A 23,356-nucleotide genomic window follows, 5' to 3' on the forward strand; every position below is an offset into this window, starting at 1 on the left:
CGGCCACCGCGCTATTCCGGGCGGTCGGCGTCAGTACGATCGGGCGGGTGAGCAAGAGGAGCGGGAGAGTCGTCGCGGGCCCGGCCGCGACCCCGGCGATTGGCGCACTCCACGCCGCCGGCGTCGACCACACGGTGCACAGCTTCGAGGTGACCACGGACGCGTTCGGGGACGAGGCCGCCCGGGTGATGGGCGAGCGACTCGGGATCGCGCCGGACAGGGTGTTCAAGACGCTGGTGCTGGCCACCGCCCGCCCGCCGGAGGGCACGAGGACCCCGCTCGCCGTCGCGATCCTGCCCGTCACCGCCATGCTCGACCTCAAGGCCGCCGCGGCCGCGCTCGGCTGCGGGAAGGCCTCGCTCGCCCCTGTCGACGTGGCGGAGAGGACCACCGGGTACGTGGTGGGCGGGGTCTCCCCCCTGGGCCAGAAGCGGACTCTCGCCACCGTCGTCGACGACTCGGCGCTCTCCCATCCCACCGTCCTGTGCAGCGCCGGCCGCCGCGGTCTCGAGATCGAACTCCCGCCCGCCGACCTCGTCCGGCTCACGCGCGCGGTGACGGCCCCGGTCGCCTCCGGGCGGGCGCGGCCCTAGGAGAACATCCCCCTATGCCCCTTCGCCCGAGCAGGCAGGATGGTTGCCATGTGCGGTCGTTACTCCATCACAGCCCGAGCAAGTGACCTCGTCGCCGAGTTCGACATCGGTCTCGTCGTCGACGAGACCCCCCAATCGTGGAACGTCGCTCCCACAGACCCGGTCCCCGCCGTCGTGGAGCGCGAGCCACGGGGAGACGAGCCCGAGTCGCTCCACCCCGTCCGCCAGCTCAGGACGATGCGGTGGGGATTGGTCCCCAGCTGGGCCAAGGACCCGAAGATCGGCTCACGGATGATCAACGCACGAAGCGAGACGCTCACCGAGAAGCCCTCGTATCGATCCGCCGCCGCTCGCCGGCGATGCATCCTGCCCGCCGCCGGGTTCTATGAATGGCAGACCGAGAACGGCAAGAAGCTCCCGTACTTCCTGCACGATCCCCGGAACCCGATCCTCGCCTTTGCCGGCCTGTACGAGCTGTGGCCTGACCCGGACATCGACGACGAAGATCAGCGATGGCTCTGGACGTGCACCGTGATCACCCGCCCGGCCACCGACGCGCTCGGCCACATCCACGACCGCACCCCCGTCATCATCCCGTCGGACCTGCGCGATGACTGGCTCGACTGCACAGCAGGAGCACGGGGCGTGGCCGACGAACTCCTCCGCGCGATCCCGGATCCGCACCTGGAGCCCTACCGCGTCTCGACGGCAGTCAACAGTGTCCGCAACGACGGGCCCCAGCTGCTCGAACCCGTTGACGAGGAGCGGCTGTTCTAGACCACCTGCCAGCAGTGAACCGGCGCAGCCGAGGGCGGCGGTGCCAGATGTCCTCGCACCCGGATCGGACGAGGTCGGCGCTGATGGGCGACAATAGCCAGGTGAGTCATTGGAGCGCGCCCGTAGCCGCCACGCCCGTGCACGCCGAGGTCCCGGTGCCCGGATCCAAGTCGTTGACCAACCGCGCCCTCGTCCTGGCCGCGCTCGCCGACGCGCCCTCCCGGCTGACCGGAACATTGCGCAGCCGGGACACCGACCTCATGATCCGAGCGCTCGCCGCGCTCGGCACCCGGATCGAGGGCGTGTCGGGGCCCCTCGGCCCCGACCACACCGACCTGCTCATCACCCCGGGCGAGCTGCGCGGCGCCGACGTCGAGTGCGGTCTGGCCGGCACGGTAATGCGGTTCGTCCCCTCGGTCGCGGCGCTCGCCACGGGCACCTCGACCTTCGACGGCGACCCGGCGGCGCGGGTACGCCCGCAGGCCACCGTGCTCGATGCCTTGCGTGCGCTCGGGGCGCAGGCCACCGGTGACAGCCTCCCCTTCTCCGTCACCGGCACCGGCTCGCTGCGCGGCGGCCGCGTGGAGATGGACGCCTCGGCCTCCTCCCAGTTCGTCTCCGGGCTGCTGCTCTCGGCCGCGCGGTTCGACGAGGGCGTCGAACTGGTCCACGTGGGCACCTCCCCCGTCCCCTCCGGCCCGCACATCGAGATGACGCTGGAGATGCTCCGGGAGTCCGGGGTGACCGTCGAGCAACCCACCACCTCGTCGTGGCGGGTGCTCCCCGGCCCGATCTCGGCCGTCGACCGGGTGGTGGAGCCCGACCTGTCCAACGCGACCCCGTTCCTGGCCGCGGCCGCCGTCACCGGAGGGACCGTCCGGATCCCCCACTGGCCGGTGTCCACCACCCAGCCCGGGGATGCCATCCGCGGGATCCTCCGCGGAATGGGCGCGTCGGTGACGCTCGAGACCGCCGACGGGGCCGGCCACGGCACCCTCGTCGTCGTCGGGCCCGGAAGCCTGTCCCCCGTCAACCTGGACCTGTCCGCCATCGGTGAGCTCACCCCCACCGTCGCCGCGCTGTGCGCGCTGGCCGACGGGCCGTCGCGCCTGACCGGGATCGCGCACCTGCGGGGCCACGAGACGGATCGACTGGCGGCGCTGGCCGCCGAGCTCGGCGCCGTGGGGTGTGAGGTGACCGAGCTCGACGACGGCCTCGAGATCACCCCGGCCCCTCTGCACGGCGCCCCGTGGCGCGCGTACGCGGACCATCGCATGGCCACCGCCGGAGCGATCATCGGGCTGGTGGTCCCGGGCGTCCGGGTGGACGACATCGACTCCACCGCCAAGACCATGCCCGGGTTCACCGCGATGTGGGCCGGCATGCTCGCCGGGCGGGGCTGACACCGGCCATGGCTGGCGGACGAGGTGGCGAGAGCGGCGCGCGCGGCTGGGACGAGTCCGACATCCGGATCCGGCCGGGGAAGGGGTCCAGGCCACGCACCAAACGGCGACCGACCCACTCCGACGCCGCGTCCGCGATGGTCGTGAGCGTCGACCGCGGACGCTGGGGCTGTGTACTGCTCGACGACGGCCCGGATCACGTGGCCGGGACCTGGATCGTCACCATGCGGGCCCGCGAACTGGGTCGGACCCCGATCGTGGTGGGCGACCACGTGGGCGTGGTGGGCGATCTCACCGGCACGCGCGACACGCTGTCGAGGATCATCCGCGTCGAGGACCGGAGCACGGTGCTGAGGCGGACCGCCGACGACTCCGACCCGTACGAGCGGGTGGTGGTGGCCAACGCCGAGCTGCTGCTGATCGTGGTGGCCGTGGCGGATCCCCCGCCGCGGGCCGGGTTCGTCGCCCGGGCGCTGGTGGCCGCCTACACCGGCGGGCTGGAGCCGGTGCTCTGTCTGACCAAGGGCGACCTGGACGACCCGTCGGTCTTCGCCGCCGAGTTCGAGGCCCTCGACGTCCCCGTGTTGCAGGTGGGGATCGACGACGACCTGGCCGCGCTCCACGAGCTGATCGACGGCCGGATCTCCGCCATGATCGGCCACTCCGGGGTGGGCAAGTCCACGCTGGTCAACCGGTTGATCCCGGACGCCCACCGCGCGGTGGGCGTCGTCTCGGGAGTGGGAAAGGGTCGGCACACGTCCACGCAGTCCGTCGCCCTCGAGCTGGGCACCGACGGCTGGGTGGTGGACACCCCGGGGATCCGGAGCTTCGGGCTCGCGCACGTCTCCCCCGACGACGTGGTGGGGGCGTTCTCCGACCTCCACGAGATCGCGGAGGAGTGCCCCAGGGGGTGCACCCACCAGGGCCCGCCCGCCGACCCCGAGTGCAGGTTCGACGCGATCACCGACCCCGCCGCGCATCGCCGGGCGCTGGCCGTCCGCGAGCTGCTCGGCGTCCTGCAGTCCAACGACGCGTGGGCGCTGGGGACGGATCAGGACTGACCCGCCCCCGCGCGGTCAGATCTTGATCTCGACATCCCCCAGCGCGACCGAGATGCACGTCTGGATCCGCTCCCCGGGCCCGTGATCCGTGCCGTTGCGCAGGTCGCGGACATGCCCCTCGTCGAGCCCCACCACGCAGGTCTGGCAGATGCCCATCCGGCAGCCGAAGGGCATCTGCACGCCGACCTTCTCGCCGCCCTCGAGGATGGTGGTGGCGCCGTCCAGCTCCACGGTCTTGCCGGTCGAACCGAACTTGACGGTGCCGCCCGAGGCGCCGGCGTCCCGGTTGACGGTGAAGCGCTCCGTGTGGAGATCCTTGCGACCGGTGGCCTCGAAGTGCTCGGTCAGCTCGTCGAGCATTGCCGACGGCCCGCACGACCAGGTCGGGCGCTCGGACCAGTCCGGGACCAGCTCCGCCATCTGCTTGGCGGTGATCCGGCCCTCCTCGCTGGTGACCCGGAGGTGCAGGACGTACCCGGGTTGGGTCTGTTCCAGGGCGCGGAGTTCGTCGTAGAAGAGCGCGTCGTCCCTCTCGCGCACCGAGTGCACGTGGACGACGTCCGGGAACGGCGTGGTGTCCGAGCGACGGTCCAGGGACCGGAGCATGCCCATGACGGGCGTGATCCCCGATCCGGCGGTGACGAACATCAGCTTGGAGGGGGTGGGTGAGGGCAGGTGGAAGTCCCCCGCCGGAGCCGCGAGCCGGACGATGGTGCCGGGCTCCACGGTGCCGACGATGTGGTTGCTGAGCAACCCCTCGGGCAGGGCCTTGACCGTCACCGAGTACTCGCCGCGTCCGCTGGTGGGCGCCGAGGTCAGTGAGTACGACCGCCAGGTCCAGCGGCCGTCGAGGAGGACGCCGATGCCGAGGTACTGACCCGGCTGGTAGTGCGGGGTGGCTCCCCAGCCGGGCTTGATGACGAGGGTGACGGTGTCCTCGGCCTCGCGCCGCACCGAGACCACCTCGCCGCGCAACTCTCGCGAGGACCACAGCGGGTAGATGAGCGACGAGTAGTCGTCGACCCGCAGCGGATGCGTGAGACGGTTCAGGAAGCGGTGCGCCACCCGCGGTTCGGGGACCCTCGCGGCCGCCGCCCGCAGGACGCGGCTGAGCCCGTTCAACGACTCGGTCACTTGTGCCTCCTCATGCCGGTGCCCACGCGGCCCGGGATCGGGCCGGCGGTCCGGACGTCAACCTACGGTAGCGTAGGTTAGCGTCCGTCGCGGTAACTCGGTGGTGAAAATGTACACCGCACCGCGCCCGAGCGAGGCGTCACAGCAAGGTCAGCAGGAACGGGAGTTCCACCGCGTCGTACCAGGCCAGCTCGACGTCGAGAGCGTCCCCCACCGTGAGTTCGGCGTCCTCGTCCCCGAGGTCCGCGCGGTCCACGGCGTCGACGGCGTCCCTCACGAGGTCGACCGCGCCGGCCAGGTCCACATGGACGGAGGCGACCTCCGCCATCGTCACGTTTCCCCGGGTCAGTCGCACCACCGCGGTGTCGAGATCCGGCCGCGCCTCGGCGTCCGAGTCCGGGACGTCGACGCTGACCACCACCCGCCGGTACGGGTGCGCCTCGTGCGCCGCCCCGGAATCGAGCTCGCCGCCCAGCAGCCGGAGTGAGGCACGGGCGGCCTCGAGGAAGGCCACGTGCTCGATCTCCTCCGAGTCCCCCTCCGCGTAGGACTCGACGAGCGCCGGGGTCGCGGCGAACGCGGTAGCGCTCCGCACGGGCATCTCCCCGCCCTCGAGCAGGGTTTCGAGCATCGCCAACGTGGCAGGTATGAACAGTCGCATGTGGTGCCTTCCTCGGGTGAGCGGTGACGGTCAGCGGGCGGTGTCCGCGAGCTCGTCCAGCGCAGACGAGATGAGTTCGCCGATCTCCTCCACGTCCGGGACGGCCTGGCGGTCCGAGGTGAAGCCGTAGTAGACGATCCCCGAATAGCTGCTCATCGAGACCGCCAACGCCTGCCCGTCGAGCAGCGCCGGGACCGGGTAGACCTCGGAGAGCTCGCCGTCACCCCAGAACATCTTGTGCTGTGGTCCGGGCGCGTTGGTCACCACCAGGTCGTAGCTGTCCGACGGCAACATGATCGCCGCCCGGGAACCCAGCGCGTGCAGGGTGGGCGGGGCGAAGCCGGAGAGACGGGCCAGTGACTTGGCGCCCACAGCCTCCCGGGGATGGCGCTGGGTGGCTGCCTCGCGGGCGATCTGCGCGAGCCGCATGCGAGGGTTCGGCTCCCCCACCGGCATCCCGATGAGCGCCGAGGCGATCTCCGCCGAGGTCGCCCCTCCCAGGGCGTCGGCCTCCTCAGCCTCCGGAGCCGCGGACTCGGAGATGACGGCCTCGGACGAGGCGGACTCGGAGACGACGGCCATGGGCACGATCGCGCGCAACGTGTCCGAGGTGGCCAGCGGGTGACCACAGGACAGGATCCACGAGCGGAGGGCGCCGCACAGCACCGCCAGGACCACATCGTTGACCGTGCAGTCGTGCGCCCTGGCTATCGCCCGCGCGTCTGACAGCGGGAACGAGGCCAGCCCCACCCGGCTCCCGCGGGGCCGGGAGGTACGGAACATGTCGGCGAGCCCGCCGGGTGGGCGCAGGAGCGTGAGACTCGCTGCACCGACGATGCCCCGGCTCGCCCGCTCCACCGCGTTGACCAGCCTCGCCGACCGGCGGACCAACTCCAACGGGTCGGTGGCGATGGTCATGAGCGCGTCCAGGACCAGGACGCCGTCGCCGGGCGACGGGACCGGGGTCCAGGTGGCGACCTCGTCCTGCTCGGCAGAAGCCCGCTCATCGCTCATGAGCACCTGGGCGAGGTCCACGGCGTTGGGCCCGCCCAGGAGGACGTGATGGGTCTTGGTGAGGATCGCCAGACGTCCGTCGGCCAGACCCTCGATGAGGTAGAGCTCCCACAGCGGCCGGCCCGCCTCCAGCGGGCGGTCGACCAGCCTGGCCACCAGGTCGGCGAGTTGGCGAATCCCCCCCGGTGCCGGTAGCGCGGACCGGCGGACGTGGAAGCTCAGGTCGAAGTCCGGGTCATCCACCCAGACCGCCCGGGCGAGACCGAACGGCACGTAGCGGATCCGCTGCCGGAACCTGGGGGCGTCGGCGAGCCGCGCGTCGACGAACTCCATGACGCGGTCGATGTCCCAGGGCTCGTCACGGGAGACCAGAGCAAGAGAGCACGAGTGCCGACTCCGCGACCGGGCGGCATCTCCCAGGAGGAGGTCCGCGTCGGCGGTCGCCAGCCTGTTCGGCACGGGTCAGACCGCCTCGTCCAGCCCGAGCAGCCCGCGGATCTCCACGGCTGCACGGTCGAAGACCTGGTAGAAGACTCCGATCATGCCGGTCTGCACCGCACCGAGGACGTTCTCGATGGCGTCGTCGACCATCACACACTCCCGGGGCTCGAGTTGGAGCCTCCGTGCCGCCTCGAGGAACGCCTCGGGCTCCGGCTTCTCCACCCCGGTCACCCCGCTGAGCACCACGTGGTCGATCCCGTAGGCGCGCGCGTCCTCGCGCACCCGGTCCGCGCCGGGGCCCTCTGGTTCGTTGCTGAGGACCGCCATCCGCACGTCATTGGCCCGCGCGCCGGTGAGGATGCCCCGCCAGCTCTCGCGGTCCTCATCCGTGCCGTCCAGCACTCCGAAGTAGTCGACTATCAGTCCTCGCATGGGGACAGCCTAGGCAACACCCGCGAACCGCGCAGTACCGAGGTGGAACCGCCCGCCTTACCGACGCGTCGTAAGGGATACAGGACGCGAGACCGGACCCGGTCATCGTGGGAGGGAGTTGACGTATCCATGGCCCCGACACCAGTGTCACCATTGCCGACCGATCGTCCCGCAGCAGCCGCGGGGACGCCGTGGGAGGAGCACCGGGTTCGCCCGCTCCCCTCGACCGAGCCCGGACCCGGGGCCGGTGTTGGTGCCGGAGCCGGGGCCGGTGCCGGTGCCGGTGCCGGTGCCGGGGCCGGAGCCGGGGCCGGTGCCGGTGCTGGTGCCGGTGCTGTGGGCGGGGCGGGTGCTGGGGGCGCGGTCGGAGCCGGGCTCGATCCGTGGCCGCGGAAACCTGTCGCCGCGCCGGGCCCTCGGTCCCCGGAGGACGTCGTGCCGGTCCCGGCCAGGCGGGCGGCCCACGCACTGGTCATCATGGCGCTCGAGGTGGTCGACCGGCAGCGGGCCCCACACCACACTCGCGGCGCGTTCCCACCCCACCTGGTCGAAATGCTCCGGGCACTGGCCCGCGGCGGGGTCCCGGGTCAGCATCTCGGTCCGGCTCGGATCCACCGGCTCCACATCCACGCGGCCGGACCGGCCTTCTTACGCGACGACCAGTCGGAGTCGCCCGGATTCGCCGACTACGAGGTGTGCGCCACGTACGCCCGCGGGCCGCGACTGTTCGCAGTCGCGGCCCGCATCAGGGTCACCGGGACCGGGGCGACCTGTACGGCCCTCCGGTTGGCGTAGTGGCCCGCCCGGTCAGTTCTGTCAGGCCTAGTGGCCCGCCCGGTCAGTTCAATCAAGCCCGGTCAGTCCTTGCGCCCCCGGGACGCGGTCTTGGCCGCCCGCTCGCGGCGCTCGAGCCGCTCCTGACGCTCCTGGGAGCGTCGCTCCGTGCGGTTGGCCGGTGCGCTCTCATCGACGAGCTGCGCATCCCCCGACTCGGACGGACCGGAGAACTGCATCTGCGCGTCGCTCACGTCGCGGCCCGTTCCCGCAGCCTGCAGGATCGGGTTGGCGCCGGCCAGGGCCGCTGCCTGCGCCGCGGAGGGGGCCGCCATCGACTTCTGTTGCGGATTGGCCTCGACCTTGACGTTGAACAGGAACGCGACGGTCTCCTCGCGCACGCCGTCCATCATCGCCGCGAACATGTCGTAGCCCTCGCGCTGGTACTCGACCAGCGGATCGCGCTGGGCCATCGCGCGCAGCCCGATGCCCTCCTTGAGGTAGTCCATCTCGTAGAGGTGCTCGCGCCACTTGCGGTCCAGGACCTGAAGCATGATGGAGCGCTCCAGCTGACGGATGGCGCCCTCGCCTCCGATGGCCTCGATCTCGGCTTCACGATCGTCGTAGCGTGCGAAGACGTCGTCGAGGACCGCGTCCCGGAGGTTCTTGGCGGACAGGTCGCCCGGAGCGCCGTACTCGTCTCCGTCCACCACCTCCTGGGCGGTGATGGAGACCGGGTAGAGCTGGCGGAGCGCGTCCCACAGCTTCTCCAGGTCCCAGTCCTCCACGTAACCCTCCGCGGTGGCACCGTCCACGTAGGCACTGACGACCTGGTAGATCATCGACTCGACCTGGTCGGTGATGTCCTCACCCTCGAGGATCCGCTTGCGCTCGCCGTAGATGACGGTGCGCTGCTGGTTCATGACCTCGTCGTACTTGAGGACGTCCTTGCGGATCTCGAAGTTCTGCGCCTCCACCTGCGTCTGCGCGTTCTTGACCGCGCGCGAGACCATCCCGGCCTCGATCGGGACGTCGTCGGGCAGGCTCAGGCGGTTCATGATCGCCTCGACTGCGGCGCCGTTGAAACGCCGCATGAGTTCGTCACCCAGGGACAGGTAGAACCGGGACTCCCCCGGGTCGCCCTGACGTCCCGAACGACCGCGCAGCTGGTTGTCGATACGCCGGGAATCGTGCCGCTCCGTACCGAGGACGTACAGCCCCCCGGCGTCGCGGACACGCTCCGCCTCCTCCTTGGTCAGCGTGCGCATCCGCTCGATCTCGGCGTCCCACGCCTCCTCGTACTCGTCGGGGGTGTCCACCGGGTTGAGGCCACGCTCGCGGAGGTTGAGGTCGGCGATGATGTCGGCGTTGCCGCCCAGCACGATGTCGGTACCACGACCGGCCATGTTGGTGGCCACGGTGACCGCGCCCGGGCGGCCGGCCTGCGCGATGATCTGCGCCTCCGAGGCGTGGAACTTGGCGTTGAGGACGTGGTGCTTGACGCCGCTCCGCGTGAGCAGCTTGGACAGGTGCTCACTGCGCTCGACCGACGCGGTTCCCACGAGGACCGGTTGCTTCTTCTCGACGCGCTCGGAGATGTCCTCGACGACGGCGGCGAACTTGGACTCCTCCGTCTTGTAGATGAGGTCCGGCTGGTCCTCGCGGACCATGGGACGGTTGGTCGGGATGGGCATCACTTCGAGCTTGTAGATCGAGTACAGCTCGGCGGCCTCGGTCTCGGCCGTACCCGTCATCCCGGCCAGCTTCTCGTAGAGCCGGAAGTAGTTCTGGAGCGTGATGGTGGCGAGAGTCTGGTTCTCCGCCTTGATCTCCACCTTCTCCTTGGCCTCGATGGCCTGGTGCATGCCCTCGTTGTAGCGGCGACCTTCGAGCACGCGGCCCGTGAACTCGTCGACGATGATCACGTTCCCGTCGCGGACGATGTAGTCCTTGTCCTTGACGAACAGCTCCTTGGCCTTGATGGAGTTGTTCAGGTAGCTCACCAGCGGCGAGTTGGCGGCCTCGTAGAGGTTGTCGATCCCGAGCTGGTCCTCGACGAACTCCACGCCCACTTCGGACACACCGATCGTGCGCTTCTTGCGGTCGACCTCGTAGTGCGTGCCCTCCTCGAGTTGGGGGGCGATACGCGCGAACTCCGCGTACCACTTGCTCGAACCGTCGGCGGGCCCCGAGATGATGAGCGGGGTCCGGGCCTCGTCGATCAGGATCGAGTCGACCTCGTCGACGACGGCGTAGTGGTGCCCGCGCTGGACGAGCTCCGCCGTGTCGTGCGCCATGTTGTCGCGCAGGTAGTCGAAGCCGAACTCGTTGTTCGTCCCGTAGGTGATGTCCGCGGCGTAGGCCTCGCGACGCTGAGCCGGGGTCATCCCGCCGAGGATCGCGCCCACCGACAGACCGAGGAAGCGGTGGACCCGGCCCATCCACTCCGCGTCGCGCTTGGCCAGGTAGTCGTTGACCGTGACCACGTGCACGCCCTCGTCCGCCAGGGCGTTGAGGTACGCGGGGAGTACGCAGGTGAGGGTCTTGCCCTCGCCGGTCTTCATCTCCGCGACCGAGCCGGTGTGCAGGACGATGGCGCCGATGATCTGCACCTTGTACGGCTTCTGCCCGAGGACGCGGGAGGCGGCCTCGCGGGCGACCGCGAACGCCTCCGGCAGGAGGTCGTCCAGCGTCTCACCCTTGGCCAACCGACCCCTGAATTCCTCGGTCTTCGCGCGGAGCTCGTCGTCGGTCAGGGCCTCCGTCTGCTCGGAGAACGAGTCCACATAGTCGGCAAGTGCGCTGAACCGCTTGAGCTTTCGGCCTTCGCCGGCTCGGAGCAGTTTGGAAAGGATGGACACAGTCTCGAACGTCCTCGTGGTCGGGGAAATCTGGCGACCATCGCCGTCACACGTTGGTCCGAGATCATCCTAGGTGTTGCGGGCCGCGGCCTGCACGCCGAGGGCGGTCCGGTCCGTGTGGACCGGACCGCCCCTGGCGATCCGCGAACCGCGCCGTCAGGCCTGGTCGCTCAGTGTGATGAGGCCGTAGTCGAACGCGTGCCGCCGGTAGACGACGGTCGCACGATCGGTCTCGGAATCCCGGAACAGATAGAAGTCGTGACCCACGAGCTCCATCTTCTCCAGCGCCTCGTCCACCGACATCGGGGCGCCGTCGTGTTCCTTGTTGCGCACGATCTGACCGGGCAGTTGCTCGTCGGCGCCGTCCGCGTACTCGTCCAGGACGTCGGCGGACGCCGCCGCGGGCGCGAGCACCGCGGTGGCCTCGGCAACCGACTGCGGGCGACGGTGGCCGGAGTGACTGATCTTGCGGCGCGTACGCGCCTTGCGCATCTGTCGCTCCAGTTTGGCGACCGCCGATTCCAGAGCCGCGTAGAAGGTGTCCTCAGCCGCCTCTGCCCGGGCGACCCCGGGCTTTCCCTTCAGGGTGATCTCGATGCGCTGACTGGCCTTGGCCAGGCGTGGGTTGTTCTCGTGGAGAAGGACCACATCGAACCGGGTGATCGCCGGCGAGATCTTCTCGATCTTCGCGAGCTTGGTGTTGATCCGGGTCGCGAAGTGTTCGGGCACCTCGACGTTCCGGCCCTTGATGGTCACCTGGGCTTCAGGGGCACCTGGGTCCTCGGTCTCCGGACCGTCGAAGGTGGCGGGGTCGAGCAGGACTGCGGGGGTCTTCGCCATCGAAGCTCCTCCTCATCGGGCCTGCGGCGGACCTCTCCGACCGGCCCGTCACACGCCCGGGACCCCGGCCGAGAGGCCAACCCACATGGCTGAGTGGACACTCTGCGGACGGGACGTCACCGGCAGAAATCAAAGAACGCGCTGGTGAACCCCGTCCGAAGTCGACGATACCCGTTCTCCTGTGCACTGGTTCTCAAGTCGGCACAAGTAACGAGGAAGACCATCGTTCGTCACGCGGCGGTGACGCTGAGGACCCCGTCCACATCGAGTCCGCCGGCCCGGAGAACCGCTACGCAGGCGGCGGCCGTGGCCCCGGTGGTCACCACGTCGTCAACCAGCAGGACCGTGGCCCGGGACGTGAGCAGTGCGGTGACGGATGACGGCGCGCCGCGGGAGGCCCGGATCGGCGTGCCCTCGGGGCGCCGACGGATCCGTCCCGAGAGGTTGTCGGACCGGGCCCGGGCGTCCAACCCGGCGGCGTCCCGGACCCGTCCCCGAACCTCGAGCACCGGGGCGACCGCCACGGGGCCGCCCGGGACCGAACCTGCCAGTTCGGCGGCGAGGGCGTCCACGACGTCGCGGACGTGGTCGAACCCCCGTCGCCGGCGCGCCCGCGAGGACGCCGGCGCGGGGACGAGGACGGTCGGCCGCTCGGAGGCCTCCGCGATCTCCCCCGCCGCCCGGAGGGACTCGATCCCGGCGGCGAGGGCGGCGCCGAGGGGTCGGGCGAGATCCGGGCGGCCCCGGTCCTTGTAGGCGGACACCGCGCGCGCCGCGGGCCCGGTGTGCCGCGCCAGAGCCCACACGGGCACCCGGAGGTCGGCCCGGGTCCGCACGCGCACCGGGTCACCGAGCAGTGTCGCCGCACACTCGGCGCACCACCGCTGCCGGGCACGCCCGCACCCCGCGCATTCGAGCGGGACCACCAGATCCGTCAACGCCGCAGCCCACCCGGGCCCCGGCCCACACCGGGACACCCCGTCGCGCCCGGTCGGCACCCCGTCGGGCCCGGTCGGGATCCCGCCAGGCGGCCCGGTCGGCATGGCGTCAGCCCGCGACGACCGGGTCGGCCCGGATCGCTGCCAGGCCGTTGATCTCCCGCCAGTACCGATCACCGGTCTCGGCCGCCGTGTCGAGCCGCAGGAGCGACCGCTGGTCCACCACGTAGACCTCCCGGCCGGCGGCGGCGACGGCCGTGACCGGCCCCGTGATGTTGCGTTGGGAGAGCGGCACCGTGATCGCGCCGTCGATCGAGATCGTCACGACCGGGGCCTCGGTGGTGTTGCGGCCCACGACGATCGTGGTCCGGTCCCGCCACGCCACCACTGACGCGGTCTCCCCCAGCGCCCGGCCGATCTGGCCGAACGTGCCGGCGAGCGGCTGCCCGGTCTCGGCCGACAGTCCGCCGATGAACACCTTGCCGTCGACGACCACGGCCAGCCGGGTACCGGACTGGTCGATCCGCAGCGCGGTCACCCGCGAGCCGAGGGCGCGAATCGGACCCGCGTCCATCTCCTGGACCGACGGCGAGGCGCCGGTACCGATGCGGACGAGCCTGGCGTCGTCGACCATCACCCACGCCCGGCCGTCCACGGGATGGAAGGTCGGGCCGGCCACGGTCCGGGCCGTGAGGGCCTCGCGGGGCGCGTCGTCGGCCGCCCCGACGAGCACCCTCCGCGACCCGGCCTGCTCCTCCCCGGCCACGACCGCCAGGATCCGCCCGTCGTAGGACAAGCTGCCGCTCCGTCCCCCGCGGACCTCCGACCAGGGCCCCCCGGCCGGCCGCGCACCGGCTCCCTCGAGCCGGACCAGCCCGTCGGCGGCGGTCAGCGCGTTACGCATCGGCTCCACCGGCGGGTACGGGTCGAAGGAACGGACGTCCTCCGTGGTCCACCCGTCGCTGTACCGCTCGTCGAGAGGTGCGCCGTCGCGTTCGAGCCGGTAGGGCCCGGGCACGTCCGCACGGGCGAGGGTCCACACCACCTGCGCGGCGAACTGCGTGGTGGCCTGACTGCTGAGCACCGGCAGTCCGGTGAACTCGATGGTCGTGCCCGGGCGCCCCTCGTCCCCGTCGCCCTCGTCCGGCCGCACCGAGACCGACGAGGGGACGCGGGAGAGCACCGAGGCCGTGAGCCCGGGGCGCGGCCCGGTCGCGAGCAGGTTGACCAGCGAGTAGCCCAGGTCGGTCCGGTCAGCGGCCGTCCACCGCGGGTCGGGGACCAGCGACTCCCCTGACCCGGAGAGGAAGAACAGGTCGCGTTGGGCGTAGGTGGAGAAGAACTCGGTTTTCTCGATCACGACCCCCGGGGGTAGCCGGTCGATCCGCCACTGCCCGTCCTGCCGCGCGAGGCCGATCGTCACCTCGAGCTGCCCGACCTCCTCCCTGAAGATCCCGCCGGGATCGAGCGACCCGACCTTCTCGGCCCGCAGCGTGTACTCGGCGCGGTCGGAGTCACGTCCGCCCTCGGCGCTGAGGTCCGCCCGCAACACGATCGTCGTGTCCGCGGAGTCGTCCCAGGTCTCCGCCGCCTCCCGGGTGAGGAACTGTCGGGATGCCGCGTGCCGCTGATCGGCGGTCGCGGCGGCCTTGAGGAAGTCGCGGACCAGCAGGTCCGGCTCCTGATCCGGGACGGGCGTGGGGACGGACAGTGCGGTCGCCGAGGGCGAGAACGTGTCGATGACGTGGGGTGACGACGACGAGGGCAGCGTCGCGCAGCCGGTCGCCCCAAGCCCGGCGACGCAGGCCAGCGCCACCACCCCGAGAACCGCCCGCACGCTGCTCACGACCCGGTCTCCTCGGATCCGGGAACCCGGTCGAGCGGCGTCGACGAACCGGTCTGCACGACCCGCGCCTCGTCCTCCGGCGTCAGGGGCAGCGGGCTCGAGGTGATCGTGCCACCGTAGCGCCGGGGGATGGTCAACCTGAAGCAGGAGCCCTCACCTGGGCTGCCCCAGCAGTCCAGGCGACCGCCGTGGAGCTTGGCGTCCTCGAGCGCGATCGCCAGTCCGAGCCCGGTGCCGCCCGATCGCCGGACCCGCGAGGGGTCCGCCCGCCAGAAGCGGTTGAACACCAGGGCTTCCTCGCCGGGCTTGAGCCCCACGCCGTGGTCGCGGACGGAGACCGCGAGGGCGGCGTCGGACACGCGCAGGGTCACCCGGACCGGCTTGGATTCGGAGTGGTCGAGCGCGTTGGCCACCAGGTTGCGCAGGATCCGCTCGACCCGCCGCGGGTCCACATCGGCCACCACCGGCTCGGCCGGCATGTCCAGCTCGACCTCCACCCCCGCCGACTCGGCGATGTGGGACACGGTGGAGACCGCGTCCTCGACCGCCATCCGCACGTCCATCGCGGTCACGGACAGCTCCGCCATCCCCGCGTCGTGGCGGGACACCTCGAGCAGGTCGGTGAGCAGGCTCTCGAACCTGTCGAGCTCGGACTCCAGCAGTTCCACGGCGCGCTTGGTCGGGGCGTCGAGGTGGTCGGCGGAGTCGGAGATGATGTCCGCCGCCATCTTGACCGTGGTCAGGGGCGTACGGAGCTCGTGGGAGACGTCGGAGGTGAAGCGCTTCTGGAGATCACCGAACTCCTCCAGCTGCGTGATCTGCTTGGACAGGCTCTGCGCCATGTCGTTGAACGCCATCGCCAACCGCGCGACGTCGTCCTCGCCCCTGATCACCATCCGTTCCTTGAGGTGGCCGTTGGCGAACCGCTGGGCGATGGACGCCGCCTGCCGGACCGGGAGGACCACCTGACGCGCCACCATCCACGCGATCGCCGCGCTGAGCACGATGATCGCCAGACCCGCGGTCGCGACGATCCCGCGCATGATCCCGAGCGTCTGTTCCTCGGCGATCAGCGGGTAGACCAGGTACAGCTCGAGCCCGGGGATCGACGAATCCGTGGGCGTGCCGATGATGAGCGACTTGGCGGACTCGCCGCGGAAGTCGATCGTGACGTACTGGTAGGCGATCCGGCCCCGCTGGACCAGCGACTGCAGTTCGGGGGGCACCTGCCCGTCGGCCGGGCTGACCACCTGTCCGCGCCCGGTCTGGTCGGGGACCACGAGGATCGGGTCGAAGGTCCCTGCGTGGACCGAGTCCCCTCCCGAGGCGAACCCGCGCTCCCCCAGGGCACTGCGCGCCTGGTCGAGCCGGGACTGTTCGCTCGTCCCCTCGTCGGTCGCCGCGATCTGCGCCTCGACGGTCACCCGGAGCCTGCTCGCCTGCTCGACGGCGGCGTCCAACTTGGTGGAGAGCAACTGCGCGGCCATCTGGCTCTGGAGCATGAACGCGATCGTGAGGATCACACCCATGGACAGCGCGAGGGTCGAGGTGACCACGCGGAGCTGCAGGGACCGGCGCCACATCCGCACGATCCGGTGACCCAGGACGGCCAGGTCCAGGTCCCCGAGCCGTTCCAGAGGAGTCGGTGGGGACTCCGCTGCGTCCATCTGGGCGAGCTCGTCGCCGGAGGACGCCGCCGCGTCTTCCGAGCGACCGGCGGTCACGAGACCGGGCCCGCCTTGTAGCCGACGCCGCGCACGGTCAGGACGACCTCGGGGTTCTCCGGGTCCTTCTCGATCTTCGCGCGCAGGCGCTGGACGTGGACGTTGACCAGGCGGGTATCCGCCGAGTGGCGGTAGCCCCAGACGTGTTCGAGGAGCACCTCACGGGTGAACACCTGGCGGGGCTTGCGCGCGAGCTCGACCAGGAGGTCGAACTCCAGCGGGGTGAGCGGGATCGGCGTGTCGTCGCGGGTGACGGTGTGCGCGGGGACGTCGATCGTCACGTCACCGATGTGCAGCAGCTCGCTCGGCTCGTCCTCGCCCCGGCGCAGCCGGGCACGGATCCGGGCCACCAGCTCCTTGGGCTTGAACGGCTTCATGATGTAGTCGTCCGCACCGGACTCCAGGCCCAGCACCACGTCGACCGTGTCCGTCTTGGCCGTGAGCATGACGATCGGCACCCGAGACTCACCGCGGATGTCCCGGCAGACGTCGATCCCGCTCCTGCCGGGCAGCATCAGGTCCAGGAGGACCAGATCCGGCTGGGCCGCACGGAACACCTCGATGGCGTGGACGCCGTCGCCCACGACCTCGGTCTCGAACCCCTCGCCCCGCAGGACGATGGTGAGCATCTCTGCCAGTGCGGCGTCGTCGTCGACGACGAGGATCTTCGGGGTCATGGTCACCACTTGAGTCGGCGGAAGTGTCGGGGCGGAGCGGCGTCGCGGGGTCACACGGGGCACCTCGCGGGCCGTACTCCTGGATCGCACCCTACCCGGCCACCTCGCCGATTCGTGGTCGCGGCTCGGCCTCCGGCGAGGTCCGGGGTCCTGCGCTCGGAATTTCAGCGCCCGACGACGAGGTCCGCCAGCTCGGGGATGTCGGGGTCGGCCCCCAGGACGCGCCAGGGCGAGCGCCATGCGGAGGCGGCGAGCCGACGGTAGGCCTCCCCCGTGGCCGCCTGGAGGGCCGCGTCCCGCTCGTAGCGGTCCCGGGTCCGGCCCGGGTCGGCCGCCTCCCGGGAGCCCGCCCGCGCGGCCGCCACGGCGACGGGGGTGTCGAGCAGGAGCTGCAGATCCGGCGCCGGCAATCCCAGGCGGTCGAACTCGAGCGCGCCGATCCAGTCGACCACCTCGGCCTCCCGTCCGGGTCCGAGCCGGGCCGCGGTGTACGCGGCGTTGGACGCCACGTACCGGTCGAGCAGGACCACGTCGTGCTCGGCGCGGAGTTCCCGAAGCTCCCCGAGGGCGGCGTGCCTGTCCATCGCGAACAGCAGGGCCATCGCGTGGGGCGAGTCCGCGGTCCCGGCCTGGCCGCCGTGCAGGGCATCGGCGGCCAGGTCGGCGTGCAGAGTTCCGTACCGGGGGAACGCGAGGCGGCCGACCGACACACCCCGGTCGGTGAGCTCACCGACCAGGGCCGTGGTCAGGGTGTTCTTACCCGCGCCGTCGAGCCCCTCGACGACGACCAGCCGCGCGCTCACCGGTGACCGGAGATCAGTACCGGTAGTGCTCGGCCTTGTACGGGCCCTCGACGTCGACGCCGATGTACTCGGCCTGGTCCTTGGCCAGACGGGTGAGCGTCCCGCCGAGCGCCTCGACGTGCAGGCGGGCGACCTTCTCGTCGAGGATCTTGGGCAGCAGGTGCACGCCGATCGGGTACTGGTCGGCCTTGGTGAACAGCTCGATCTGGGCGATGACCTGATCGGAGAAGCTGTTGGACATCACGAAGGACGGGTGGCCGGTGGCGTTGCCGAGGTTGAGCAGACGGCCCTCGGACAGCACGATGATCGAGCGGCCGTCGTCGTCGAAGACGAACTCGTCGACCTGGGGCTTGATGTTGATGCGGGTGACGCCCTCGGCGGACTCGAGGCCGGCCATGTCGATCTCGTTGTCAAAGTGGCCGATGTTGCCCAGGATGGCCTTGTTCTTCATCCGCTTCATGTGCTCGAAGGTGATGATGTCCTTGTTGCCCGTGGCGGTGATGACGATGTCGGCGTGCTCGATGGCCTGGTCGACCGTCACCACGTCGAAGCCGTCCATGAGCGCCTGCAGGGCGTTGATGGGGTCGATCTCGGTGACCTGCACGCGCGCACCCTGACCGGCCAGCGCCTCGGCGGAGCCCTTGCCCACGTCGCCATAGCCGCACACCAGGGCCTTCTTGCCGCCGATGAGCACGTCGGTGCCCCGGTTGATGCCGTCGAGCAGCGAGTGGCGGGTGCCGTAGGTGTTGTCGAACTTGCTCTTGGTGACCGCGTCGTTGACGTTGATCGCCGGGAACGGCAGCACGCCCTCGGCGAAGAAGTGGTACAGGCGCAGTACGCCGGTGGTGGTCTCCTCGGTCACGCCCATGACCGCCTCCGCGATGGCCGTGTACTTGCCGGGATTCGCCGGGACCGACTCGCGCAGCAGCGCGTGGAAGACCTTCTCCTCCGCCGACCAGGCGGTGTCGTCGGAGGGGACCGCGCCGGCCTGCTCGAACTCCTTGCCCTTGATCACGAGCATGGTGGCGTCGCCACCGTCGTCGAGGATCATGTTGGGCTCGGCGTCCGTCCAGGTCATGATCTGCTCGGCACACCACCAGTACTCGGTGAGCGTCTCGCCCTTCCACGCGAACACCGGCACGCCCGCCGGCGCCTCCGGGGTGCCCTCGGGGCCCACCACGACCGCGGCGGCCGCCTCGTCCTGCGTGGAGAAGATGTTGCACGAGGCCCAGCGGACCTCGGCGCCGAGCGCGGTCAGCGTCTCGATCAGGACGGCGGTCTGCACCGTCATGTGGATCGAGCCCGCGATCCGGGCACCGGCCAGCGGCTGGGCTGCCGCGTACTCCTCGCGCAGGGCCATCAGACCGGGCATCTCGTGCTCGGCCAGGCGGATCTGCTTGCGGCCCGCCTCCGCCAGCGACAGATCCGCCACCTTGAACTCGACACCGTTGACGGACTGCACCTGGAGATCAGCAGACATGTGTGCGACCAGCTCCTCATAGCTTGCGAAATAACACTTACCCGCCAGCCTAACCCGGCGGCTCAGGCGCGCTGCGTCCCCGTCGCCGGTTCGCCGACGCGCGTCCGGAAGACGGTGGCCCCCCCGGTGGAGTCCAGCACCACCTCGGGAGTCGAGGCGGGCACCCAGGCGGCGCAGCCCGGACCGAGGGTCTCGAAGACCCCGTTCTCGCACACCCTCGCCTGGCCGGAGGTGCAGAGCAGGACCTCCGGGCCATCCGGCCGGTAGGAGACGGGCGCCGCACCCGGGATCAGGTCGATGCGGGAGAGCGCGAAGTCAGGCTCCGGCGTGGGGTACGCCATCTCACCGGGGATCTCTCGGCCGGCCGGCTCCGCCCGCACGGTCGGATCGACCAGCGGGGCGAACTCCAACACCCGCATCAGTTCGGGGACGTCGACGTGCTTGGGTGTGAGGCCGCCCCGCAGGACGTTGTCGGAATTGGCCATCACCTCCACCCCCACCCCTCGGAGGTAGGCGTGGAGCTGACCGGGTCCCAGATAGACGGCCTGTCCGGGCCGGAGGGCGACCCGGTTGAGCAGCAGTGCCCCCAGCACCCCCGGGTCGGTGGGATAGCGCTCCGCCAGCTCGACGACGGTCTTCGCCTCCGCCGCCCACTCGGCCTCGACCCCCGCCGCGGTGAGGTACCCGACGGCCCCGGTGACCAGGTCCGACACGACCGTCGCCAACGCCAGGTGCGGCATCGTGATGAACGTGGTGAAGACCGCGCGGATGCCCGCGGCGTCCGGCTGCCCGTGGAGCATGTCGCGGTAGGGACGCAGCGCGGGCACGTCCAGCGCGTCGAGCAGGGTGACGGTGCGGTCCACGGGACGGAACCCCACGAGCGCGTGGAACTCGGTCAGTGCCACCAGGATCTCGGGCTTGTGGTTGACGTCCCGGTAGTTGCGGTCAGGGGCGTCGACGGGGATCCCCCGGGCGTCCTCCGCGGCGAAACCCTCCCGCGCCTTGTCCGGGGAGGGGTGCGCCTGGAGCGAGAGCGCCTGTTCGGCCGAGAGCAGCTTGACCAGGAACGGCAGGCCACCTCCGTGCCCGGCCACCACCCGCTCGCCCAGCTCGCCGACCGGGTCCGCCGCGATGCGCGCGTCCAACCCGCGACCGTCAGGGCAGAGCGACGAGCCGGAGTCGTGGGCACCGAACCAGTGTTCGGCCACCGGGTGCGGTGCGGGGGACGGCGTACCGCACAGTTCGGGGAGAGCGGTCCGGGAACCCCACGCGTACGCCTGGACCACCGGGCTGAGAGCCACCACGGTTCACAACCCCCCGACCAGCAGGTACGCGGCGGATAGTTCGGTCCTCGCCATGAGCGCGGCAACCTTTCCGCTCAACGGGGCCGACGCGTCGTCGGCCGTGTCCCGACCGCGGTCGGTGATCCACTCCACTTCCGCGAGCGGACCCGCGGCCATCCGGACGAGGTGATCGTCCGCGCCCAACACCATACCGAGGTGCCGGACGGGCGCATCCTGACGCGCTCCGTCCAACTCGTCGTCGTGGAACAGGCTCGCGAGGGGGTCCACGGGGGGTCGGCCCTGGTCGCGTTCGGCCTGCGAACGTACGGAGTCCCACACGGTGGAGGACGCCGTGACCCGGCCGACGTCACAGAAGGCCGCCACGGCCCGGTCACAATAGGCGGCGGACACCGGGTCCGAGTGGATCCAGACGACCGGGTCCGAGCCGGCGACCGAGGTGGCGAGCAGCTTGGCCGGATTGACCGGCGTCGCGAGGTCGGGCCCCAGGCCCTCGAGCTCGGCGTCCACCGCGTCCGCGGCCGCGCCCACGTCGAGGCCACCCGCGCCCAGCGCGGTGAGGACCGCCATCCCGGCGGCCAGGTGGCGCACCACCCCGCGGTGCGGGGGCAGGTACGGCAGCGGCTCGAGCCAGGTGGCCCGTCCCCCGCCGGATTCGCCCACCGGACCCTCCCGCGGCACGTCCGCCACGACGAACGCACCCCGGTGGGCGGCGGTGTCGATGGCGGACGCGAGATCCGGGTCTCCGGCGTCGTCACCCGAGACCAGGACGACGTCCAGCGAGCCGACCCAGGCCGGGAGCGAATGGGCGTGGACCAGCGGCGGTACCGCGGACCCGCCGACGACCTCCGCGAGGGCGGCGACCATCGCGGCGGCATGGCGGGCCCGGGTCGAACGCCCGGACACCCACACCAGCGCCCTCGGCCGGAAGCCGGTGAGCTCGTCGAGTGCACCCGCGTCGGCGGCCGTGGCCACCGCGCGGATCTGCGCCCCCGCCATGGAGGCGTGGAGCAGGGCGCCGGTGGCGTCGGCGGCCCTGAGGGCGTCGGCGTCGTCGAGGTCGACCCGGCCGGCCCCGGTATCGCTGGTCAGGTCAGGCACGGACGATCGCGAGGACTTCGTCGACCACCGCGGCGACGTCCTCCCCGGTGGGCGCCTCGGCGTTGAGGCGGAGCAGGGGCTCGGTGTTGGAGGCCCGGAGGTTGAACCAGGAGCCGTCCCCGAGGTCCACGGTCACGCCGTCGAGCCTGTCGATCGACACCGACCGACCCGTGAACGCGGTGACGACCGCCTCCATGCGCTCTGCCTGTGCCTCCGCCGAATCCAGGGTGGAGTTGATCTCCCCCGAGGCGGCGTAGCGGGTGTACTCGGCCATGACCTGGGAGAGCGGCGTGTCCTGCTCGCCCAGCGCGGCGAGGGTGTGCATGGCGGCGAGCATCCCGGAGTCGGCGCCCCAGAAGTCCCGGAAGTAGTAGTGCGCCGAGTGCTCGCCACCGAAGACCGCACCGGTGTCGGCCATCTGCGCCTTGATGAAGCTGTGGCCGACCCGGGTGCGGATGGCTACGCCGCCCTTCTCCTCCACGATTTCGGGCACGGCACGCGAGGTGATGAGGTTGTAGATGATCGAGGCGCCGGGCTCCTTGTCGAGTTCCCGCCCGGCGACGAGAGCCGTGATGGCCGACGGCGCGACCGGCTCCCCACGCTCGTCCACCACGAAGCAGCGGTCGGCGTCGCCGTCGAAGGCCAGCCCGATGTCCGCGCCGCTCTCGCGGACGAGCGCCTGGAGGTCGACCAGGTTGGCCGGCTCGAGCGGGTTGGCCTCGTGGTTGGGGAAGTTCCCGTCGAGCTCGAAGTACAGCGGGACGATCTCGAGCGGGAGCCCGGTGAGCACGGCGGGCACGGTGTGACCGCCCATCCCGTTCCCGGCGTCGACGGCCACCTTGAGCTGCCGGACGCCCGACAGGTCGACCAGTCCCCGCAGGTACTCCCCGTAGCCCGTCAGGACGTCGCGCTCGGACACGGTGCCGGCTGCGCCGTCGAACTCGGGGACCCCCTCGATCAGCTCGTCCGAGATCACGCCGAGTCCGGACTCCTGGCCCACGGGCTTGGCGCCCGCGCGGCACAGCTTGATGCCGTTGTACCGGGCCGGGTTGTGGCTCGCGGTGAACATGGCACCGGGGCAGTCGATCATGCCGGAGGCGTAGTAGAGCTGGTCCGTCGAGGCGAGGCCGATCGTCACCACGTCCAGGCCCTGCGCGGTGACGCCGGCCGCGAACGCCTGTGACAGCGCCGGCGAGGAGTCCCGCATGTCGTGACCGACCACCACGGTGCCCGCGCCCTCCGACCGCATGAGGCGCGCGAACGACGCCCCGACCTCGCGGACGAAGTCCTCGTCGATCTGCTCGCCCACGACGCCTCGGACGTCGTAGGCCTTGATGACTGCTCGGACGGACTCGGCGGTGCGTGCCACGTGCTGCTCCAGGGGTGAGAGGCGGTCGGACTGTGTCGTCGATGACACTACCCGCGGGGGTCGCCGTGTGGTCTCCACGCGATGTGGTCTGTGGGAGATGGGGGCTCCGCGCGATGGGTTGGCCGC

Annotated in this window: 20 protein-coding genes; 5 read left to right on the top strand and 15 right to left on the bottom strand. The window is 71.1% G+C overall.

Going from position 1 to position 23,356, the window contains the following annotated elements; all coding sequences use genetic code 11:
* The first annotated feature begins 47 nt into the window (after positions 1 to 47).
* The 4 genes from R4P08_RS06410 to rsgA all read left to right on the top strand — a co-directional run bounded on the left by R4P08_RS06410 (position 48) and on the right by rsgA (position 3,834).
* Entirely contained in the window at positions 48 to 593 is a 546-nt protein-coding gene (locus R4P08_RS06410) for an aminoacyl-tRNA deacylase (protein ID WP_317812942.1), read from the top strand.
* Between the two features lie 48 nt (positions 594 to 641).
* Complete coding sequence (locus tag R4P08_RS06415) at positions 642 to 1,370, top strand: SOS response-associated peptidase (RefSeq protein ID WP_317812943.1); 729 nt, start codon at positions 642 to 644, stop codon at positions 1,368 to 1,370.
* A gap of 83 nt (positions 1,371 to 1,453) precedes the next feature.
* Entirely contained in the window at positions 1,454 to 2,773 is a 1,320-nt protein-coding gene (gene aroA, locus R4P08_RS06420) for a 3-phosphoshikimate 1-carboxyvinyltransferase (RefSeq protein ID WP_317812944.1), read from the top strand.
* 8 nt (positions 2,774 to 2,781) lie between these two features.
* Positions 2,782 to 3,834, top strand: coding sequence for a ribosome small subunit-dependent GTPase A (gene rsgA, locus R4P08_RS06425; RefSeq protein ID WP_317812945.1), 1,053 nt, complete (start codon positions 2,782 to 2,784; stop codon positions 3,832 to 3,834).
* 15 nt (positions 3,835 to 3,849) lie between these two features.
* Here the strand turns inward: rsgA and R4P08_RS06430 are convergent, their stop codons facing one another.
* From R4P08_RS06430 to R4P08_RS06445, 4 genes are all read right to left on the bottom strand, one after another.
* Complete coding sequence (locus R4P08_RS06430; protein ID WP_317812946.1) at positions 3,850 to 4,968, bottom strand: ferredoxin reductase; 1,119 nt, start codon at positions 4,966 to 4,968, stop codon at positions 3,850 to 3,852.
* Between the two features lie 139 nt (positions 4,969 to 5,107).
* Positions 5,108 to 5,629, bottom strand: a complete 522-nt coding sequence (locus R4P08_RS06435) for a DUF6912 family protein (RefSeq protein WP_317812947.1) — start codon at positions 5,627 to 5,629, stop codon at positions 5,108 to 5,110.
* A 30-nt stretch (positions 5,630 to 5,659) separates the two neighbouring features.
* A complete protein-coding gene (locus R4P08_RS06440; RefSeq protein ID WP_317812948.1) occupies positions 5,660 to 7,102 on the bottom strand; it encodes a wax ester/triacylglycerol synthase family O-acyltransferase in 1,443 nt (480 codons plus the stop codon).
* A gap of 3 nt (positions 7,103 to 7,105) precedes the next feature.
* Entirely contained in the window at positions 7,106 to 7,516 is a 411-nt protein-coding gene (locus tag R4P08_RS06445; protein ID WP_317812949.1) for an HAD-IA family hydrolase, read from the bottom strand.
* A 435-nt stretch (positions 7,517 to 7,951) separates the two neighbouring features.
* Between R4P08_RS06445 and R4P08_RS06450 the strand changes: the two genes are divergently transcribed.
* Complete coding sequence (locus R4P08_RS06450) at positions 7,952 to 8,311, top strand: Rv3235 family protein (RefSeq protein ID WP_317812950.1); 360 nt, start codon at positions 7,952 to 7,954, stop codon at positions 8,309 to 8,311.
* A gap of 62 nt (positions 8,312 to 8,373) precedes the next feature.
* On the opposite strand, the gene secA is transcribed toward R4P08_RS06450, so the two are convergent.
* The 11 genes from secA to R4P08_RS06505 form a co-directional block, all read right to left on the bottom strand.
* Positions 8,374 to 11,151: a preprotein translocase subunit SecA gene (gene secA, locus R4P08_RS06455; RefSeq protein ID WP_317812951.1), complete on the bottom strand. Its 2,778-nt coding sequence runs from the start codon at positions 11,149 to 11,151 to the stop codon at positions 8,374 to 8,376.
* Positions 11,152 to 11,307: 156 nt separating this feature from the next.
* A complete protein-coding gene (gene hpf, locus R4P08_RS06460) occupies positions 11,308 to 11,991 on the bottom strand; it encodes a ribosome hibernation-promoting factor, HPF/YfiA family (protein WP_317812952.1) in 684 nt (227 codons plus the stop codon).
* Positions 11,992 to 12,221: 230 nt separating this feature from the next.
* Entirely contained in the window at positions 12,222 to 12,929 is a 708-nt protein-coding gene (locus tag R4P08_RS06465) for a ComF family protein (RefSeq protein ID WP_317812953.1), read from the bottom strand.
* Between the two features lie 109 nt (positions 12,930 to 13,038).
* Positions 13,039 to 14,775 (bottom strand): LpqB family beta-propeller domain-containing protein, encoded by a 1,737-nt coding sequence (locus R4P08_RS06470; protein ID WP_317812954.1) that lies wholly within the window; start codon positions 14,773 to 14,775, stop codon positions 13,039 to 13,041.
* Positions 14,772 to 16,442: an MtrAB system histidine kinase MtrB gene (gene mtrB / locus R4P08_RS06475; protein WP_411741175.1), complete on the bottom strand. Its 1,671-nt coding sequence runs from the start codon at positions 16,440 to 16,442 to the stop codon at positions 14,772 to 14,774. The genes R4P08_RS06470 and mtrB overlap by 4 nt, the downstream gene beginning before the upstream one ends.
* Before the next feature lie 53 nt (positions 16,443 to 16,495).
* On the bottom strand, positions 16,496 to 17,176 hold the full coding sequence (mtrA, locus tag R4P08_RS06480; protein ID WP_411741170.1) for an MtrAB system response regulator MtrA: 681 nt from the start codon (positions 17,174 to 17,176) through the stop codon (positions 16,496 to 16,498).
* Between the two features lie 164 nt (positions 17,177 to 17,340).
* Complete coding sequence (locus R4P08_RS06485; protein WP_317812956.1) at positions 17,341 to 17,979, bottom strand: dTMP kinase; 639 nt, start codon at positions 17,977 to 17,979, stop codon at positions 17,341 to 17,343.
* 13 nt (positions 17,980 to 17,992) lie between these two features.
* Positions 17,993 to 19,459 carry an adenosylhomocysteinase gene (gene ahcY / locus R4P08_RS06490; RefSeq protein WP_317812958.1) on the bottom strand — a complete coding sequence of 489 codons (1,467 nt, stop codon included), beginning with the start codon at positions 19,457 to 19,459 and terminating at the stop codon, positions 17,993 to 17,995.
* A gap of 62 nt (positions 19,460 to 19,521) precedes the next feature.
* The gene (manA, locus tag R4P08_RS06495; protein ID WP_317812959.1) at positions 19,522 to 20,763 is read right to left on the bottom strand and encodes a mannose-6-phosphate isomerase, class I; all 1,242 of its coding nucleotides are present in this window, start codon (positions 20,761 to 20,763) and stop codon (positions 19,522 to 19,524) included.
* Between the two features lie 3 nt (positions 20,764 to 20,766).
* Complete coding sequence (locus tag R4P08_RS06500) at positions 20,767 to 21,861, bottom strand: hypothetical protein (RefSeq protein WP_317812960.1); 1,095 nt, start codon at positions 21,859 to 21,861, stop codon at positions 20,767 to 20,769.
* Positions 21,854 to 23,230, bottom strand: a complete 1,377-nt coding sequence (locus R4P08_RS06505; protein WP_317812961.1) for a phosphomannomutase/phosphoglucomutase — start codon at positions 23,228 to 23,230, stop codon at positions 21,854 to 21,856. The genes R4P08_RS06500 and R4P08_RS06505 overlap by 8 nt, the downstream gene beginning before the upstream one ends.
* Positions 23,231 to 23,356 lie beyond the last annotated feature (126 nt).

Source organism: Rhodococcus sp. IEGM 1408 (genome assembly GCF_033142235.1).
GTDB lineage: Bacteria > Actinomycetota > Actinomycetes > Mycobacteriales > Mycobacteriaceae > Dietzia.

What these genes read in the sequence shown, in the direction of transcription:
- R4P08_RS06415 (WP_317812943.1), top strand. Translation starts at nt 642, where the DNA reads ATGTGCGGTCGTTACTCCATCACAGCCCGAGCAAGTGACCTCGTCGCC.
- R4P08_RS06435 (WP_317812947.1), bottom strand. Translation starts at nt 5,629, where the DNA reads ATGCGACTGTTCATACCTGCCACGTTGGCGATGCTCGAAACCCTGCTC.
- ahcY (WP_317812958.1), bottom strand. Translation starts at nt 19,459, where the DNA reads ATGTCTGCTGATCTCCAGGTGCAGTCCGTCAACGGTGTCGAGTTCAAG.
- hpf (WP_317812952.1), bottom strand. Translation starts at nt 11,991, where the DNA reads ATGGCGAAGACCCCCGCAGTCCTGCTCGACCCCGCCACCTTCGACGGT.
- R4P08_RS06445 (WP_317812949.1), bottom strand. Translation starts at nt 7,516, where the DNA reads ATGCGAGGACTGATAGTCGACTACTTCGGAGTGCTGGACGGCACGGAT.
- aroA (WP_317812944.1), top strand. Translation starts at nt 1,454, where the DNA reads ATGGGCGACAATAGCCAGGTGAGTCATTGGAGCGCGCCCGTAGCCGCC.
- mtrB (WP_411741175.1), bottom strand. Translation starts at nt 16,442, where the DNA reads ATGGACGCAGCGGAGTCCCCACCGACTCCTCTGGAACGGCTCGGGGAC.
- mtrA (WP_411741170.1), bottom strand. Translation starts at nt 17,176, where the DNA reads ATGACCCCGAAGATCCTCGTCGTCGACGACGACGCCGCACTGGCAGAG.
- rsgA (WP_317812945.1), top strand. Translation starts at nt 2,782, where the DNA reads ATGGCTGGCGGACGAGGTGGCGAGAGCGGCGCGCGCGGCTGGGACGAG.